This is a genomic window from Roseovarius sp. D0-M9 (assembly GCF_037083805.1).
GTDB lineage: Bacteria > Pseudomonadota > Alphaproteobacteria > Rhodobacterales > Rhodobacteraceae > Roseovarius.
The window spans coordinates 129,986-144,961 of sequence record NZ_JBAPKZ010000006.1 but is presented as its reverse complement, the minus strand read 5'-3'; the positions used below and the strand labels follow the sequence as shown (position 1 = coordinate 144,961).

Here is a 14,976-nt window from a genome sequence, read left to right as displayed (position 1 = left end):
GGAGGTCCATCGCAAGCAGCGGCACACGGCGAAGCGGGTGTTCGAGCGGCTTCGCCACGAGCACGGGTTCACCGGCGGCTACACGATCGTGAAGGATTACATGCGGCAAGCCGCGACGATGAACAACCCGATCGTCGCGAGGGACAGTCCGGATAGCACCGGCACTTTTGGCCCGCGCCGATTCAGCAGGAATTGCGCGATAAGCAGGCCCAGGAAAAACCCAGCAAAGCCGGTGCCCGACACCAGCCCCACGGTGGATGTCGACATCGAGAATTCCTGTTTGAACTCTGGCACAAACAAGCCGAACCCCATCCGGGCGGGCCCATAGCTGATCGCGGTGGCGGCGAACCCCGCGGCGGAAAGACTTCGGAAGAAAGTAATGGCGCTACCCTCCGTCTCCGCGAAAAACCGTCATTGAAAGGGGCCGGTTCCATATTTCCGCAGGTAGAGTTCGATTTTGCCACAAGCCGGATGGGTAGGCTGCTTCGAGAGCGGACCCGTGCTTGGCGCTTTAGGAGACTTCGCGCAAGGCAGAGGCAGAAGAGAGCTTCTAAGCACGGCGGGGCGTGCGCGATATGATCCGGTGAAATGAAGCGACAGGACTCTGGCAGGCCCAGCGGACATTAATCGGGAAGCGGCAGGTCGGGCGGCTGGGTCCGGTGAATCTCGCCCAGGTCCAGAAGGGGGGACGCGTCCAGGGCCGATGCGTTCAACATCGACACCACCCGTTCCAGCGCGGCCACGATCATCGCCTGCTCCCAGTCTTCCAGCGCTTCGAATTCGTCGACATATTTCTGTTGGAGCGGGTCCGGCACGCCCTCGATTGCGTTCCGGCCGGTTTCCGTCAGCAAGATGTTCGTCTGGCGCCGGTCAACCTCTGAGCGTTGACGCTCTACCATCGACTTGGTCGCGAGCCTGTCGATCAGGGTCGAAACGGTGGCCGCGCTGACGCCCATTTGCTTTGCGATTTCCTTGGGGGTGACGCTGTCACGGCTCAGCACGATTTGCAGCACCCGAACCTGCACAGGCGTCAGGCCGGCCGTGCCCGCAAGCGTGCGACCATAAAGCTCGGTCGCCCGCAGGATTCGGCGCAGCGCGATGAGGGAAATGTCCGTCCGATTCACACGCTCTCCTGCAAAAAAACACCGTAACAAACTACAGGTTTGGGGTCATCTCACAAGGATGTATTTTAGTTAGCATAGCAATGGAAAAAATCTTCTGGCGGCACCTAAGTCTGGCTCTTCCTCGCTCCAATACGAGTTTAATATCTGAAATATAACAATAAAAATAAGAATGGCGTAATATTGCTTAGCCTAATTGATTTTCTGCTGAGGCTTAGTATATTATTGAAAATGAACGTAGCAGCAGTCGAGGCACCCCATGAACGATATTCATCAGATCGAGTCGCGTCATGATGACGTCCATTTCCGCAAGCCCGACGCCGAAGATGGGGCGGCCATTTGGGAGTTGATTGCCGCATGCAAGCCGCTTGATGAAAATTCGATGTATTGCAACCTGATCCAGTGCGATCACTTCCGCGACACCTGCATCCTCGCCGAGCTTGATGGCGCGCCGGTCGGCTGGATTTCGGGGTATGTCATGCCGCGCGATCCAGACTCGTTCTTTGTCTGGCAGGTCGCCGTGTCTGAGAAGGCCCGCGGTCTTGGCCTGGCCAAGCGGATGCTGGAGCAACTTCTTTCGCGTGAGCAATGCGAGAATGTGACCCGGTTGCAGACGACGATCACCAAGGACAACGACGCAAGCTGGGCGCTTTTCCGCAGCTTTGCCGATGCGCAGGACGGCGAGTTGGACCATGAGGCCCACTTCGAGAAAGAGACCCATTTTCAGGGCGAACAGGACACCGAACACATGGTGACCATTCGTCTGCCCGAGTCCGATGAACTGGACGCGGTCGCCTGAAGAGCGCCGCGAGACGCCGGACCCGACTGCCCGACAAAAAAGGAAACCAGGATGACGACTGATACATCAATCGACAAGACCATCTTTGAACGCCGCGAATCCCAGGTGCGCAGTTATTGCCGCAGCTTCGACGCGGTTTTCGACCGCGCCACCGGCTCGACACTATTCGATGCGCAGGGCAACAGCTATACCGACTTTCTTGCGGGCTGTTCCTCGCTGAACTACGGACACAACGATCCCGACATGAAGGCCGCGCTGATAGCGCATATCGAGGGTGATGGCATCGCCCACGCGCTGGACATGTATACCAGCCCCAAGGCTGAATTTCTCGAGACTTTCGAGCGGCTGGTGCTGGCCCCGCGCGGTATGGACCACAGGGTAATGATGACCGGCCCCACTGGCGCCAACGCGGTCGAGGCCGCGATCAAGCTGGCCCGTAAGGTGACGGGGCGCACCAACGTGATCGCCTTCACCAACGGCTTTCACGGCATGACCCTTGGCGCGCTGTCGCTGACCGGCAATTCGGGCAAGCGCGGCGGCGCAGGCGTGCCGTTGAGCGGCGTCACGCATCTGCCCTACGAAGGCTCGCTTGGCGAGGATGTGGATACACTGGCGATTGCCGAAGCCATGCTCGACAATGGCTCCAGCGGGATCGACGCGCCTGCGGCTTTCGTGCTTGAACTGGTGCAGGGCGAAGGTGGGCTGACCGCTGCCTCGCGCGACTGGGTCGAGGGCATCGCACGGCTGGCTGAAAAGCACGGCGCCAAGTTGATCGTGGACGACATTCAGGCCGGGGTCGGCCGCACCGGCAGCTTCTTCAGCTTTGACGGTATGGATATAGAGCCCGACATGATCCCTATGGCGAAATCGCTCTCCGGTTTCGGCCTGCCGTTCGCGATGATGCTGGTCAAGCCTGAGCTGGACGTCTGGAAGCCCGCCGAGCACAACGGCACATTCCGCGGCAACACGCATGCCTTCGTCACCGCCAAGGTCGCGCTGGAAAAATTCTGGTCCGATGATGCGTTCAAGGATGAAATCGCCGAAAAGGCGGCTGTTCTGACCGAGGGGTTGCAGCGCATCGCCGACATGATCCCTGGCGCGGGTCTGAAGGGGCGCGGCATGATGCAGGGTGTCGATGTCGGCAATGGCGATCTGGCGGGCGCGATCTGCGCAGAGGCGTTCGCGCGTGGTCTGGTGATCGAAACCTCCGGCGCCGAGGATGAGGTCGTCAAGGTGCTGGCGCCGTTGACCACGCCGATGGATCAGTTCAAGGCTGGGCTGGGCACACTTGCCGAAGCGGCGCGCAGTTGCGCCGAAACCAAGCTTGCAGCGGAGTAAAGAATGATCGTTCGTGATATCAAAGACCTGAAAAATACCGACAAGGACGTGCACGACGCACAGTGGACATCCGTGCGGATGCTGCTGGCAAGTGACGGGATGGGGTTTTCCTTCCATATCACCACGCTCGAGGCCGGTTCGGAACATACGTTCCACTACAAGAACCATTTTGAAAGCGTCTATTGCATGTCCGGCGCCGGCTCGATCACCGATATTGCCACCGGCGAGACGCATGCGATCCGCCCCGGCGTCATGTATGCGTTGGATCAGCACGACAAGCATATCCTGCGCGCGGACGAAGAGCTGGTGATGGCCTGCTGTTTCAACCCACCGGTGACAGGCAACGAGGTTCATCAGGCCGACGGCTCCTACGCCGCTGCCGAGTAACCGCTGCGGTTGAACTGCCCGTCCCAATTCGCCGGTGGCAAGGGCCGCACAGGAAACGTGCCCATTGCCCCGGCGATATAAGTGGCCGAATAACAAGAGGCGCCCCGGACGATCGGGGCGAATATGTATGAGTAAAGACACCCATACCGTTGAGAAAATTGGCGGCACTTCGATGACGCGCTCAGCAGACTTGTTGCAGCCTTTGCTCCTGAACAACGGGGGCGAGCTATATGGCCGTGTCTTCGTGGTGTCGGCCTATGCAGGCATTACCGACATGCTGCTTGAGCACAAAAAAAGCGGCGAACCCGGCGTCTATGGTCATTTTGCCAATGCCGAAAACGCGCATGGTTGGTCCGACGCATTGAACCATGTGGCCGAGGCGATGAACGAGGCGCACCGCAAGGTGCTGAGTGCGCCTGGCGACATTCAGGCGGCGGATGATTTCGTGCGCGAACGGATCGAGGGAGCGCGCTCCTGCCTGATCGACTTGCAACGCCTGTGTTCCTACGGGCATTTCCGCCTGAGCCAGCATATGGGTATCATCCGCGAACTGCTGTCCGGCCTCGGAGAAAGCCACTCGGCCCATGTGACGACGCTACTGCTGCGCACCGCCGGGGTGAACGCGCGTTTCGTCGATCTGAGCGGCTGGCGCGACGAATGCGAGGTCACGCTCGACGAGCGGATCAGCCAAGCCTTTCTCGATATCGACCTCACCAGTGAATTGCCGATCGTGACCGGCTATGCGCAATGCTCCGAATGCCTCATGTCGCTTTATGATCGTGGGTATTCCGAGGTTACGTTCAGCCGCCTTGCAGCCCTGACTGGCGCAGCCGAGGCGATCATTCACAAGGAATTTCATCTGTCTTCCGCCGATCCGAAATTGGTCGGGCTGGAAAACGTCAAGAAGCTGGGCCACACCAATTATGATGTGGCCGATCAGCTGTCGAATATGGGCATGGAGGCGATCCATCCCTCGGCGGCCAAGACCTTGCGGCAGGCGGGCATTCCGCTGCGCGTGACGAACGCGTTTGAGCCCGCCGATCCCGGCACGCTGATCGACGACGCCCCGGCCCAATCCTCGCAGGTGGAAATTGTGACAGCGCTCGACGTCTTTGCGCTGGAAGTGTTCGAACAGGACATGGTCGGCGTCAAAGGCTATGACGCGACGATCCTGCAGACCCTGACCCGGCATAACGTCAGTATTGTCGCCAAGACGTCGAACGCCAATTCAATCACGCATTTTGTCGAGGCATCGCCCAAGCTGCTCAAGAGGGTCGAGAATGATCTGGTTTCTGAATATCCGAACGCCTCCGTTGCGATCCAGGGGCTTTCGGTTGTCTCGGCGATCGGGCGTGATCTGAGTGGGTTGAACGCCCTGGGGCGCGGGCTTGCCGCGCTGGAGCGCGCCGGTGTCGAATTGATCGCCGTGCAACAGGGGCCGCGCAATGTCGACATTCAATTCGTCACCACGCGCGAGGACGCGGACACCGCCGTTCGCGCATTGCACGAAGCTCTGATCGAGCAGGACAATGAGAGCGCGCCGGAATCGCAGGACAAGGTGGTCAAGGGCGGTTCCCGGTTGGCCGCGTGACGGCGCAGGGTCTCTGGCAATATCCGGGATGACCCGGCTCTGATCCAAACGATTTTCCGCATCGGGGGCACGCCGTTGAACGTGAAGGGTGTTTGCCTTTAATTTTGCACGACCAATTTGTTCCAGAGCAAAGTGATCGACCGGGTTTCAGTGCATCACGGGCGCATGGAACATATTGAAAAACTCAGCGCACTTGGCCTTTTCGACGCACGGGTGCCCCGCTATACGTCGTATCCCACTGCTGCGGTATTCACGCCGCAGACCGGCGAAGCCTTTCAGCATCAGGCCATCGGCAAGCTCGATCCGGATTTGCCGGTGTCGGTGTATGTCCATTTTCCGTTTTGTGAACGGCTCTGTTGGTTTTGTGCCTGTCATACCCAAGGGACAAAGACCCTAAGTCCGGTGGAAAGCTACATCGAAACGCTGGAGGCGGAATTGGACCTGATGCGGTCTGCGCTGCCTCCCGGACTTCGCATGGGCCGGCTTCACTGGGGAGGCGGGACGCCAACCATTCTGCCACCGCACCTGATTCACCGTCTTGCCCGCGCGATACGCGACGTCTTCCCCCCGGACAACACCTTTGAGTTTTCTGTCGAGATTGATCCGACAATGGTCGACCGCGCCAAGATCGACGCGCTGGCGGCGGAGGGGATGACACGCGCCTCTATCGGGATTCAGGATTTCGATCCACAGGTTCAGGCCGCAATCGGTCGGCTCCAACCTTATGACGTCACGCAGGCCTGTGTCGACGACCTGCGCGCCGCCGGGATCACGTCGCTGAATGCCGACCTCGTTTATGGGCTGCCACACCAGACCCCGGAAAGGATCGATGACACGATCACCAAGACGCTCAGCTTTGCGCCTGATCGTGTCGCATTGTTCGGATATGCGCATGTCCCTTGGGTGTCCAAACGCCAAAAACTGATCGACGAAGACGCGCTTCCTGATGATCTGGCCCGGTATCGTTTGGCAACCCTTGCAGGGGCACGGTTTGCCAATGCGGGCATGACCGCGATTGGTATTGATCACTTCGCCCGTCCGGGAGACGAATTGGACACGGCATTTCAAACAGGGCGTTTGCGGCGCAATTTTCAGGGATATACAGCCGATACCTGCCAGACACTGATCGGGCTTGGTGCCTCGTCTATATCGCGCTTTCCATCTGGATACGTTCAGAACGCACCAGCGACGGCGGCGTATATCCAACGCATCACCGCAGGACTGCTTGCGGGCTCGCGGGGCTACGCATTGACCGATGAGGACCTGCTACGCGCCCGCGCGATCGAACTTTTGATGTGCACCTTCCGGCTTGATCTTTCGGACCTTCGGGCCGAGTTCGGCCCCCGCGCCAAAACGCTGTCTGCCACCCTCGATGGGATCGCGGCAAAGTTTGCTGGGGTCGCAACTCTGGAAGGCCAGTGTCTGGACATCCTTCCAGAAGGGCGGCCGCTGACCCGCATCATCGCTGCCGCGTTCGATCAGCATATTCCCGACCGCATGACATATTCTCGTGCTTCGTGAGCGTTGGCGCCTACAACGCCGCGACCCCGATCACGTAGGGGTGGGCCCGAAGCAACGCGGCAAATACAACAGCGCCCACACCCAATCGGCAAGTGAACACGCCCCATGATGCAGGTGCCTGTAGGCGGGGCGCCGCACGGCTGGTTCTGAGAAGCGCGTGCCAGTGTGCGGCGCCAAGCACACGGCGCTTGCGCCTGTCGATCAACATGCGTCCCGCAATCGCAAAGAGGCCCAGCGTGCCGAAGAGGATCACATGAGCCAGATCACCGTTGGGCAGCAGGTGCGCGCCTGCCCAGAGCGCCAAAGCCAGCAGGACCGGATGGCGCGTCCAGCGGATGATGCCAGGCCGTGCAGGGTCAAACCGGTCGTTGCCTGCGCCCCCGAATGAAAACGGATTGGGCCTGCCAAGGCTGAGCGCCAGGATCAGACAGACCATCAGCATTGCAAGGTGGGTGACATGACGCTGCCAAGGCATCTGCGGCCAGATCTGAACGTAGGGCGCCTGTCCCGCGGACCAGATCAACAGTGTCAGCATCGCGAGCGACAAGGCGGAATACCCCAGAGTAAACCCGCGGGTGCCGACCCGGTGCGTAAGCCCTGCCTTTACGGCAGGCCGCACCGGAATGGAGTGCGTCAAAAAGAATATGGCAAAGATCGCTGCGAATGCACCCCAGCTCATGCTCGGCTCTCCTTGGCGCGCAACAGCGGCGGGCCGTAGGTCATGGCAAACCCGCCAAAAGCACACAGCCACAACAGGCCTGCAGCATAGCTGAGCGCGGGAATGCCGGGCATTGCCACCCGTGCCGCGACGGATCCGAAAAGGCAAAGATAGATTGCCACTGTCGCCCGATTGGCCGTCAGTGCCCGACCGGAATGCCCAAGCGTGACGCGCGTCATCACCGCAAGGGTCATCGCGCCAATGGCTCCGGCCGTCCAGAGATGTTGGGCGGATGCGATGTTGCCTCCCCCAAGCAGACCGTCAAACCCCATGGCCAACGCGCCAGCGGGAAGGAACGCATAGGACAGATGCAGCACCCAGACCAAGGGCTCCGCCATGGTGTGATGCCCTTGCCAGCGCATCAGCCGGACCAGATGCAGCACTCCCAAGACGATCAGTCCTATATCGGTAGGTCGGCCAATGGGCTCAACAACCCAAAGCATCAGGATCACTAGGCTGGCCAGCAGCACGAGCTTGTCGAACCGCTGCATTGGCGGCGTGGGACGTACGGGGCTGTCTGTGCGAGCAAGCCAGTTTCGGGTGAAGGACGGAACGATCCGCCCACCGATGACTGCGATCATCATCACCGCTGTGGCCAGGGCCAGACGAAGCCCGTAGCCCTGCGCGGCATAATCACCGTTCATCGCTTCGATGTGGAAGAGGGCGTTGGCCACTGTGAAAACGGCCAGCAACGCCAGAACGATCAGATTGCGCCAGTTCTTGCCTGCGATTATTTCGCGCAGGATCATCACAGCCAGCACCGAGGGAAAGCCTACGTCTATGGCCAAGACAAGGCCTGCGGGCAATAGGGCTGAAAACAGGACGGCCACACGTCCGATGACCCAAAGCGTAAAGAGCGCCGCCAGCCACCATCCCACGATGGGCAACCGCCCAGTCCAGTTGGGCACCGCCGTCAGCAAGAATCCCGCCAAAACGGCCCCCAGATACCCAAACAGGAATTCATGCGCATGCCAGGAGACCGGATCAAACCGTGTCGGCAGAACGATGGCCCCTGACAGGGTGAAAATCCACAAAAGCATGGCCAAAAAGGCCCAAACTGCCGCGAAGAGAAAAAAGGGCCGAAACCCGAAGCTGAAAAGCGCCGGACCCTGCCAGCTACGCATTTGTTCTGCTGATGTCTGTGCCATTAGCGTGCTCCGGTATCTATGCGTGTTGTCTTCAAGACCGTGCCGTCCTCGGAGCAGGTCAGACGCAGGCGCCTGCCGGCGTGCAGAAAGGTCATGCGAAACTTTCCAGCGTCTTCGCCGACACCCGTTTCAAAGCGGCTCGTGATCTCGGCATTGGCCATCTTTGCCCTGACCTCGTCAACGGTCAGGTCGAGGAGGCTGGCGAGATCCGCGGCGTCGACTACCGGCTGGCCGTCCTTCATTTCTATTTTCATGTTTGCTGCCTTTCCTCGGCGACATCCATCAGGCGGCGGATGTGCAAGGCAAAATACCACGTTGCCGGGACACCGATAAGGCACCCCAATCCGATCGACCACGCCGTCGTCGCGATGGGGCCACCGACCCAGCTGAAAATCAGCGATGCAAAGAACACGTTGACCGCTGCCGCCCCCGCCCCGAGCGGGTAGAGAGCGAATGCAATCTGTGCGGCGGACCATCCTTGGCGTTTCATGAGCGGGCGACCAGCCGCTGAACCAGCACAAGGGCCGCGATCAGCGCGAGGCTGCCCAGCAGGAACCATAATTCCGCAGTGGCCGATTGGGCTTGTGGTATGGGCCGGTCAAAGCTCTCTGCGAATGCCGGGGATGCTACGAGGGTGATAAAGATGAGGGTCAGACAGCGCATGTCAGGTCTCCTGTGTCAGAGTGCGGTAGATGTCGGGCAAGATCCGGCCCAGACGCTCGGGATTTGGCAAAAGCGTAAAGCCGCCCCGCCCGAATATCCGCGCGAACCAGTCCTGCCCGTCTTCGTCGATGATGATGCCATGGAGGCTTTGCCCGGCGGTGCGGGCCTCTCGGACGGCCATGTGGCTGTCTTCGATGCCATGTTGGCCTTCGTAGTGATCCAGATCGTTGGGTTTGCCGTCGGTCAGAACGATCAGCAGTTTCCGGGCGCTGGGCTCTTCGGCCAACTGCGCGCTCACATGGCGGATCGCTGCCCCCAGCCGCGTGTAATGCCCGGGCTTCAGTGCGCCGATATTGGCGGTGATCTCTGGCGACATCGGCGCATCGAAGTCTTTGCAGCGCGTCAGAAAGACCCGGTCGCGCCGCAACGACGAAAAACCCCAGATCGCCAGACGATCTCCTGCCGCATCAATGCCGGCGGCCATCGCGGCCATCGATTCGCGGGCCACCTCGATCACCGAAGTGTCACCAATGGCCGCTTCGGTGGACCGCGATGTGTCGATCAGAAAGGCCACAGACAGGTCACGCTCGGTCTGGCGGGCCAATTGCCAGATGCGGTCTGATCCGCGTCCGGTTGCCAAGAGATCCGCGCGCGCCGTCAGCAGCGCGTCCAGATCCAGCTCGGCCCCTTCGATCTGCCGTGGCTGCAGGATGCGGCGCGGGCGCAGCGCCTCGAACTGGCGGCGCACCTCGCGCATCCGGCGTTCGTCTGGAACGAATGACACGCCATCGCGCGACGCGGGTGCGTCCAGCACGCGGCAATGATCGGTCATGTAGCTGCGCGACCGGTGGTTCCATTCGGCATATGTATGCTTGCCCGCCAAGGCTTCATGATCGGCATCGGCAGGCGACAGGTCCAGATGCAGCCGCAGGCGTGTCGCCGCCTTGCGGTCCTGTTTGGACAGGGTGATCTGATCCTGATCGTCCGCTGCCTTTTGAGCGTTCTCGTCATCGTCATCATCCACGCTGCGGTTGATGTTCATCGATTCGACCCATGACAGGATCGACTCAAACCGGTGGATGATGAAACTGTCCTTGCGGTTCTGCTGGTCCTGATCCTTGCGCTCCCCCAGCTTGCGGCTGGTATGCGCGGCATTGGGCGGCGGGGCCGCCGGCTCTGCCGCCTCATCGGTTGCCGCAGCGCCAGCGCCGGGTGTGGCAAACCGCAGCCAGATCGGAACCGGCGCAAATGGCATGTAGCCGCGTGTGGCCTGTTCGGATGCGACGCTTGGCGGTGACCCGCATAGCTGGTTGCGAACGGCCGTCTCGATGATCTCTTCCTGCACTGGTCGCAGCAGATCCGGCCGCATTCCAAGGCTCAGTCGCGCCAGCGCCATGTAGGACGATCGCAAACCGGGGCAGACAGCAAAGGCTGCGTCCGCTGCTGCGGCGTTGGCGCCGATTTGGGCGCAATCCAGCGCGGCGCCGTCAGTGGTCAAATCGAAGCGCGCCAGATCACAGGTTGCCGCCAAGGCTGTCAGCCAGAAGAACGTGGCGCGGTTCAACGCCGGATCGGGGAAGGCCGCGATCACCGGCGGCAGGGTCAACCGCTCGCCATCAAATCCGGCCAGCCATTCGCGGTCTCGATCTGCGCCGAGCGTCCTGCGCAAGGGCCGGCGGTGGCGGGTAAGTGTCGCCGCCGCCTCGCTCAGTTCCACCCCTGGTGCACCTCCAAGCGACCGGAACAGCATCGCGAGGCTGGGCCGGACCGAGGCCAGTGCGACACCCGCCCCGGGATAGGTGACGTCGGCCCCGATCCCGGCGGCCATGTCGTGCCAGAGGTTGCCGACCGTTTCTTCCGGCTCCATCAGATCGAGAATTTTCATTGCTCTTATCCGTAGATTGTCATGACCAGATCACGCAGCGCCTTCTGCACGTCCGGCTCATCGCTCAGCGGTTCGATCACGGCCGCCTCAAGCGCCTGATCGACCCCCATGCCGCCCGCCATCAAAGTCGCGGCATAAATAAGCAGCCGCGTTGATACACCCTCCTCAAGGTCCATGCCCGACAGTCTGCGGATATGCCCTGCCAGCCGCACCAAGGGCGCCACGCGCCCCTTCTCAAGGCGGCTTTCGCGGGTTACGACCGCGATCTCGGTTTCCGGATCCGGAAAATCGAATGAAACCGACAGAAACCGCTGCCGCGTCGACGGCTTCAGGCGTTTCAGCACGTTCTGGTAGCCGGGATTGTAGCTGGCAACCAACATGAACCCTTTCGGAGCCACGAGCTCTTCGCCTGTGCGGTCGATCATCAGGGTCCGTCGCGTGTCGGTCAGAGGGTGCAATACGACGGTCACGTCCTTGCGGGCCTCGACCACCTCGTCGAGGTAGCATATTCCGCCCTCGCGCACCGCACGGGTCAGTGGGCCGTCAACCCACACCGTTTCTCCACCCTTGAGCAGGTAGCGCCCGATCAGATCCGATGCCGACAAGTCGTCATGGCAGGCCACGGTATAGAGCGGCTTGTTCAGACGCGCGGCCATATGTTCGACAAAACGGGTTTTGCCGCAGCCGGTCGGCCCCTTCAAAAGAAGGGGCAAACCATTGTCGTATGCCGTCTCGAAGAGGTCGCATTCGCGGCCCGTCGGTTGGTAGAACGGCAGGGGGGAAGTGTGCGCGATGTTCATTGCCTATTCTCCCGGCACAGGGTTTGCAGAACCGGGGGTGATGACCTCGGACTTGCGAACCACGAACATGGAATAGATGAACAGCACGGCGCCGATGACCACAGCGGCACCCGAGCCAAAGCGCATCAGGTAGAAGACCGACAGACTGTCCTGCACCTCCATGAAGTAGTCCCCTACAACACGCTGCATATGCGTCTGGATGGTGCCGGCAAAGGTCAGCACGAATGTCATGAAGGCCATGCCGCCGGTCATCAGCCAAAAGCTCGCCATGTTGAGCACCTGGTTATAGGGCGCGCGGTCCCGCAGCAGCGGCATCGCGTAGCTGAAGATCGCGAGGTTCAGGGCAACATAGGCGCCGTAGAAGGCAAGGTGCCCGTGCGCCGCGGTGATCTGTGTGCCGTGGCTATAGAAATTCACCCCATGCAGCGTGTGCAGGAAACCCCAGACGCCCGCGCCGAAGAATGCCACGGTGCTCGATCCCAAAGACCACAGAAGGGCGGCCTTGTTGGGGTGGTTGCGCTTGCCTTTCCAGACCATGACGAAAGCAAAGCTCATCATCAGGAAGAACGGGATGACCTCGAAGGTCGAAAAGATCGAACCGACCCACTGCCAGTAGCCCGGCAGTCCGATCCAGTAGAAATGGTGCCCGGTGCCAAGGATGCCCGAGAAAAGCGCTGTTGCAACTATGACATAGAGCCATTTTTCCACCACCTCGCGGTCAACGCCCGTCAGCTTGAGCAGCAGGAAGGCGAGGATCGCAGCCATCACCAGCTCCCATGTTGCTTCGACCCAGAGGTGTATGACGAACCACCAATACATCTTGTCCAGCGAGAGGTTGTCGGGGTTGATGAAGGCAAAGATCCACAGCAGAGACAAGAGCCACATGCCCATCAGCAGCACACCGGTGATGGCCGTCTTCTTGCCTGCAAGAACGGTCAGCGAGATGTTGAAGAGAAAGATCAGCGCGGCCACCAGAATGCCGAATTTGACCCAGAGCGGTTGTTCGAGGAATTCACGTCCGCCGTGGATGCCGACAAGGTAGGATCCCACAGCGCCAAGTGTGCCGACAACCAGGATGATCAGTTGCAGGTAGGCCAGTTTGACCGAATAGATTTCACACTCGGATTCCTCGGGCACGAGAAAATAGGCCGCGCCGAAAAAGCCCAGCAGCAGCCACACGATCAACGCGTTGGTGTGGATCATGCGGATGACATTGAATGGCAGGATATCTGCCAGAAAGTTGGGTGCGACATAGACCCAGCCCGCAAGCAACCCGCCCAGCACCTGAATGCCAAAGAGCGCGATTGCACAGACAAAGTAGGCCAGTGCCACTTTTTGAGATTGGTATTTCATGTGATATCCCCTCAGCCCGCTTCATTGGGCGGCCAGCCCTGCGTGTCGGTTTGATCGGCCCACCGCAGAAATTCCGCGAGGCCGCGAATGTCTTCGTCAGTGAGGTTGAAATTGGGCATCTGACGGCGCCCTTCGATGCCGCTTGGCTGGCTTTCCATCCAGCCCTTCAGCACTTCGAAGGCGTCCTGCGGATGGTCCTGGACGCCCCAACGGGTCATCACATTGCCGACCTCGGGGGCAAAATACGCCCCTTCGCCATGCAGGGTGTGACAGTTGATGCAGGAATTCCTTTCCCAGACGTGTTTGCCGTGGATGACCTCTTCGCTGAGCGGCATGCCCGCTGTCGAGGTGTGCACCACGTAGCGGTGGCTATGGACGGTCATCGCCACGAAGATCACGACGAAGAAAATCGAGCCTCCATAGAAGATGTTGCGCGCCCGCGATTTCGTTAGAATTTCAGCCATATTTCGGCCTCCTTGAATGCGGAATGGCCGTTTGTAGGCAGAGGAGCGGAACCGAAGTTTGTTCCATCTCAACCTTCCGAGCGAATGGCGCCCTAGGGTGATCCGGAAAAGGAGACAGCGATGCGCCCCCCACGTCTGGACGATCCCGATCTTTCCCTTGCCGATCTGATGACGCTTTGGCCGCAAACGATTCAGGTTTTCATCAACCACAAGATGCTATGTGTCGGATGCCTGATCAGCCCGTTTCACACGGTCGCTGACGCCTGTGCGGAATATCTTCTGGACGAAGAGGCGTTTTTGGCCGAACTCATGGACGCAGCCCGTCTGGACCGATCCTGATCAGCCTTGGCTGAGCACCACCAGCGCATGGGGATCGCAGACCTTGATGCGCTTGCGCTTGCTCTCGACCAATCCCTGTCTTTCCCAACCGCTGAGCAGCCTGCTGACCGTGTGCAGCGTGGTGGCTGTCAATTCCGACAGATCGCGGCGGGTGATGGGGAAATCGATCTCGATCCCGCCCTCTACCTTTCGCCCCGTCTGGTTGATCAGCCGCAAAAGCGCGTTGGCGACGCGTTGCTCAACCTGCTGGGTCGCCAGTTCGACAATGCGGTTGTTCATTTCCCCAACGCGATTGCCCAGTGTCTTGTAGGTTTCGGTCGCAAAGCCGTCATACTCTTTTACGTAGCTGTCCCATAGACGCATGGGCCAGCTGAGCGCGATGGACTCGGATGCCGCAACCGCAGTGGCGGGATATGTGGTGCGGCCAATAGCCTTGGCGATGCCAAGAAGCTGACCTGCCGGAATATGCAGGGCGGTAACCTGCTCTCCGTTTTGCGTGATGCGAACCACCCGGACATAGCCATCAAGCAGCATGAAGAACCTTTCGGCCGATTGCCCCTCTTCAAATATCGCGACATCGCTTGCGTATCGGCGCGACGTTGCCTGATCGAGAATCGTGCGGATCTGACGATTCTGTAGCCTTGAGAACGGCGGCAGATGCGTCAGCAAGCTCTCATCGAGCCGCGGCAACGTTCTGTGTGCGGGTTGTTCGCTCATTCGCGCTTCTTTTCACATTTGTCGCGGCAACTCCATCACAGATGAAATGCCGGGGGGCGGAAAGTATCGGAAAACTCTTTGCGCTGGAACAACTCTGCGCGGCGGAAACCCCTTATGTCCGTAACAAGCAAT

General features: G+C 60.1%; 17 protein-coding genes and 1 pseudogene. 7 read left to right on the top strand and 11 right to left on the bottom strand.

What is annotated here, in order from left to right; all coding sequences use genetic code 11:
• Positions 1–328, top strand: a pseudogene (locus V8352_RS06475) (hypothetical protein); the annotation flags it as partial.
• Between the two features lie 295 nt (positions 329–623).
• Here V8352_RS06475 and V8352_RS06470 read toward each other — a convergent pair.
• Positions 624–1,124, bottom strand: coding sequence for a MarR family winged helix-turn-helix transcriptional regulator (locus tag V8352_RS06470; RefSeq protein ID WP_336423453.1), 501 nt, complete (start codon positions 1,122–1,124; stop codon positions 624–626).
• A gap of 256 nt (positions 1,125–1,380) precedes the next feature.
• On the opposite strand from V8352_RS06470, the gene ectA reads away from it, so the two are divergent.
• From ectA to hemN, 5 genes are all read left to right on the top strand, one after another.
• Entirely contained in the window at positions 1,381–1,920 is a 540-nt protein-coding gene (gene ectA / locus V8352_RS06465) for a diaminobutyrate acetyltransferase (protein ID WP_336423452.1), read from the top strand.
• 51 nt (positions 1,921–1,971) lie between these two features.
• Positions 1,972–3,258: a diaminobutyrate--2-oxoglutarate transaminase gene (gene ectB, locus V8352_RS06460; RefSeq protein WP_336423451.1), complete on the top strand. Its 1,287-nt coding sequence runs from the start codon at positions 1,972–1,974 to the stop codon at positions 3,256–3,258.
• Positions 3,259–3,261: 3 nt separating this feature from the next.
• Complete coding sequence (locus V8352_RS06455) at positions 3,262–3,645, top strand: ectoine synthase (protein ID WP_336423450.1); 384 nt, start codon at positions 3,262–3,264, stop codon at positions 3,643–3,645.
• Between the two features lie 127 nt (positions 3,646–3,772).
• Positions 3,773–5,236 carry an aspartate kinase gene (locus tag V8352_RS06450; RefSeq protein ID WP_336423449.1) on the top strand — a complete coding sequence of 488 codons (1,464 nt, stop codon included), beginning with the start codon at positions 3,773–3,775 and terminating at the stop codon, positions 5,234–5,236.
• A gap of 165 nt (positions 5,237–5,401) precedes the next feature.
• Positions 5,402–6,757, top strand: a complete 1,356-nt coding sequence (hemN, locus tag V8352_RS06445; RefSeq protein ID WP_336423459.1) for an oxygen-independent coproporphyrinogen III oxidase — start codon at positions 5,402–5,404, stop codon at positions 6,755–6,757.
• Between the two features lie 10 nt (positions 6,758–6,767).
• On the opposite strand, the gene V8352_RS06440 is transcribed toward hemN, so the two are convergent.
• From V8352_RS06440 to V8352_RS06400, 9 genes are read right to left on the bottom strand one after another with little or no spacing between them, the layout of a single operon-like run.
• On the bottom strand, positions 6,768–7,436 hold the full coding sequence (locus V8352_RS06440) for an NnrU family protein (RefSeq protein ID WP_336423448.1): 669 nt from the start codon (positions 7,434–7,436) through the stop codon (positions 6,768–6,770).
• Positions 7,433–8,623 carry an NnrS family protein gene (locus V8352_RS06435; protein WP_336423447.1) on the bottom strand — a complete coding sequence of 397 codons (1,191 nt, stop codon included), beginning with the start codon at positions 8,621–8,623 and terminating at the stop codon, positions 7,433–7,435. Before V8352_RS06435 ends, V8352_RS06440 begins: the two co-directional genes overlap by 4 nt.
• Positions 8,623–8,865, bottom strand: a complete 243-nt coding sequence (locus V8352_RS06430) for a DUF6522 family protein (protein ID WP_336423446.1) — start codon at positions 8,863–8,865, stop codon at positions 8,623–8,625. Before V8352_RS06430 ends, V8352_RS06435 begins: the two co-directional genes overlap by 1 nt.
• An 8-nt stretch (positions 8,866–8,873) precedes the next feature.
• Complete coding sequence (locus tag V8352_RS06425; RefSeq protein ID WP_336423445.1) at positions 8,874–9,113, bottom strand: NnrT protein; 240 nt, start codon at positions 9,111–9,113, stop codon at positions 8,874–8,876.
• Positions 9,110–9,286 (bottom strand): protein NnrT, encoded by a 177-nt coding sequence (locus V8352_RS06420; protein ID WP_336423444.1) that lies wholly within the window; start codon positions 9,284–9,286, stop codon positions 9,110–9,112. Before V8352_RS06420 ends, V8352_RS06425 begins: the two co-directional genes overlap by 4 nt.
• Position 9,287: 1 nt before the next feature.
• The gene (locus V8352_RS06415; RefSeq protein WP_336423443.1) at positions 9,288–11,171 is read right to left on the bottom strand and encodes a nitric oxide reductase activation protein NorD; all 1,884 of its coding nucleotides are present in this window, start codon (positions 11,169–11,171) and stop codon (positions 9,288–9,290) included.
• Positions 11,172–11,176: 5 nt separating this feature from the next.
• Complete coding sequence (locus V8352_RS06410) at positions 11,177–11,971, bottom strand: CbbQ/NirQ/NorQ/GpvN family protein (protein ID WP_336423442.1); 795 nt, start codon at positions 11,969–11,971, stop codon at positions 11,177–11,179.
• Positions 11,972–11,974: 3 nt separating this feature from the next.
• Positions 11,975–13,324, bottom strand: coding sequence for a cbb3-type cytochrome c oxidase subunit I (locus tag V8352_RS06405; protein WP_336423441.1), 1,350 nt, complete (start codon positions 13,322–13,324; stop codon positions 11,975–11,977).
• Positions 13,325–13,335: 11 nt separating this feature from the next.
• Positions 13,336–13,788, bottom strand: a complete 453-nt coding sequence (locus V8352_RS06400) for a c-type cytochrome (RefSeq protein ID WP_336423440.1) — start codon at positions 13,786–13,788, stop codon at positions 13,336–13,338.
• Between the two features lie 120 nt (positions 13,789–13,908).
• Between V8352_RS06400 and V8352_RS06395 the strand changes: the two genes are divergently transcribed.
• The gene (locus V8352_RS06395) at positions 13,909–14,127 is read left to right on the top strand and encodes a DUF1858 domain-containing protein (protein ID WP_336423439.1); all 219 of its coding nucleotides are present in this window, start codon (positions 13,909–13,911) and stop codon (positions 14,125–14,127) included.
• Here the strand turns inward: V8352_RS06395 and V8352_RS06390 are convergent, their stop codons facing one another.
• Positions 14,128–14,844, bottom strand: coding sequence for a Crp/Fnr family transcriptional regulator (locus V8352_RS06390; RefSeq protein ID WP_336423438.1), 717 nt, complete (start codon positions 14,842–14,844; stop codon positions 14,128–14,130). It abuts the gene before it with no gap.
• Between the last annotated feature and the right edge of the window lie 132 nt (positions 14,845–14,976).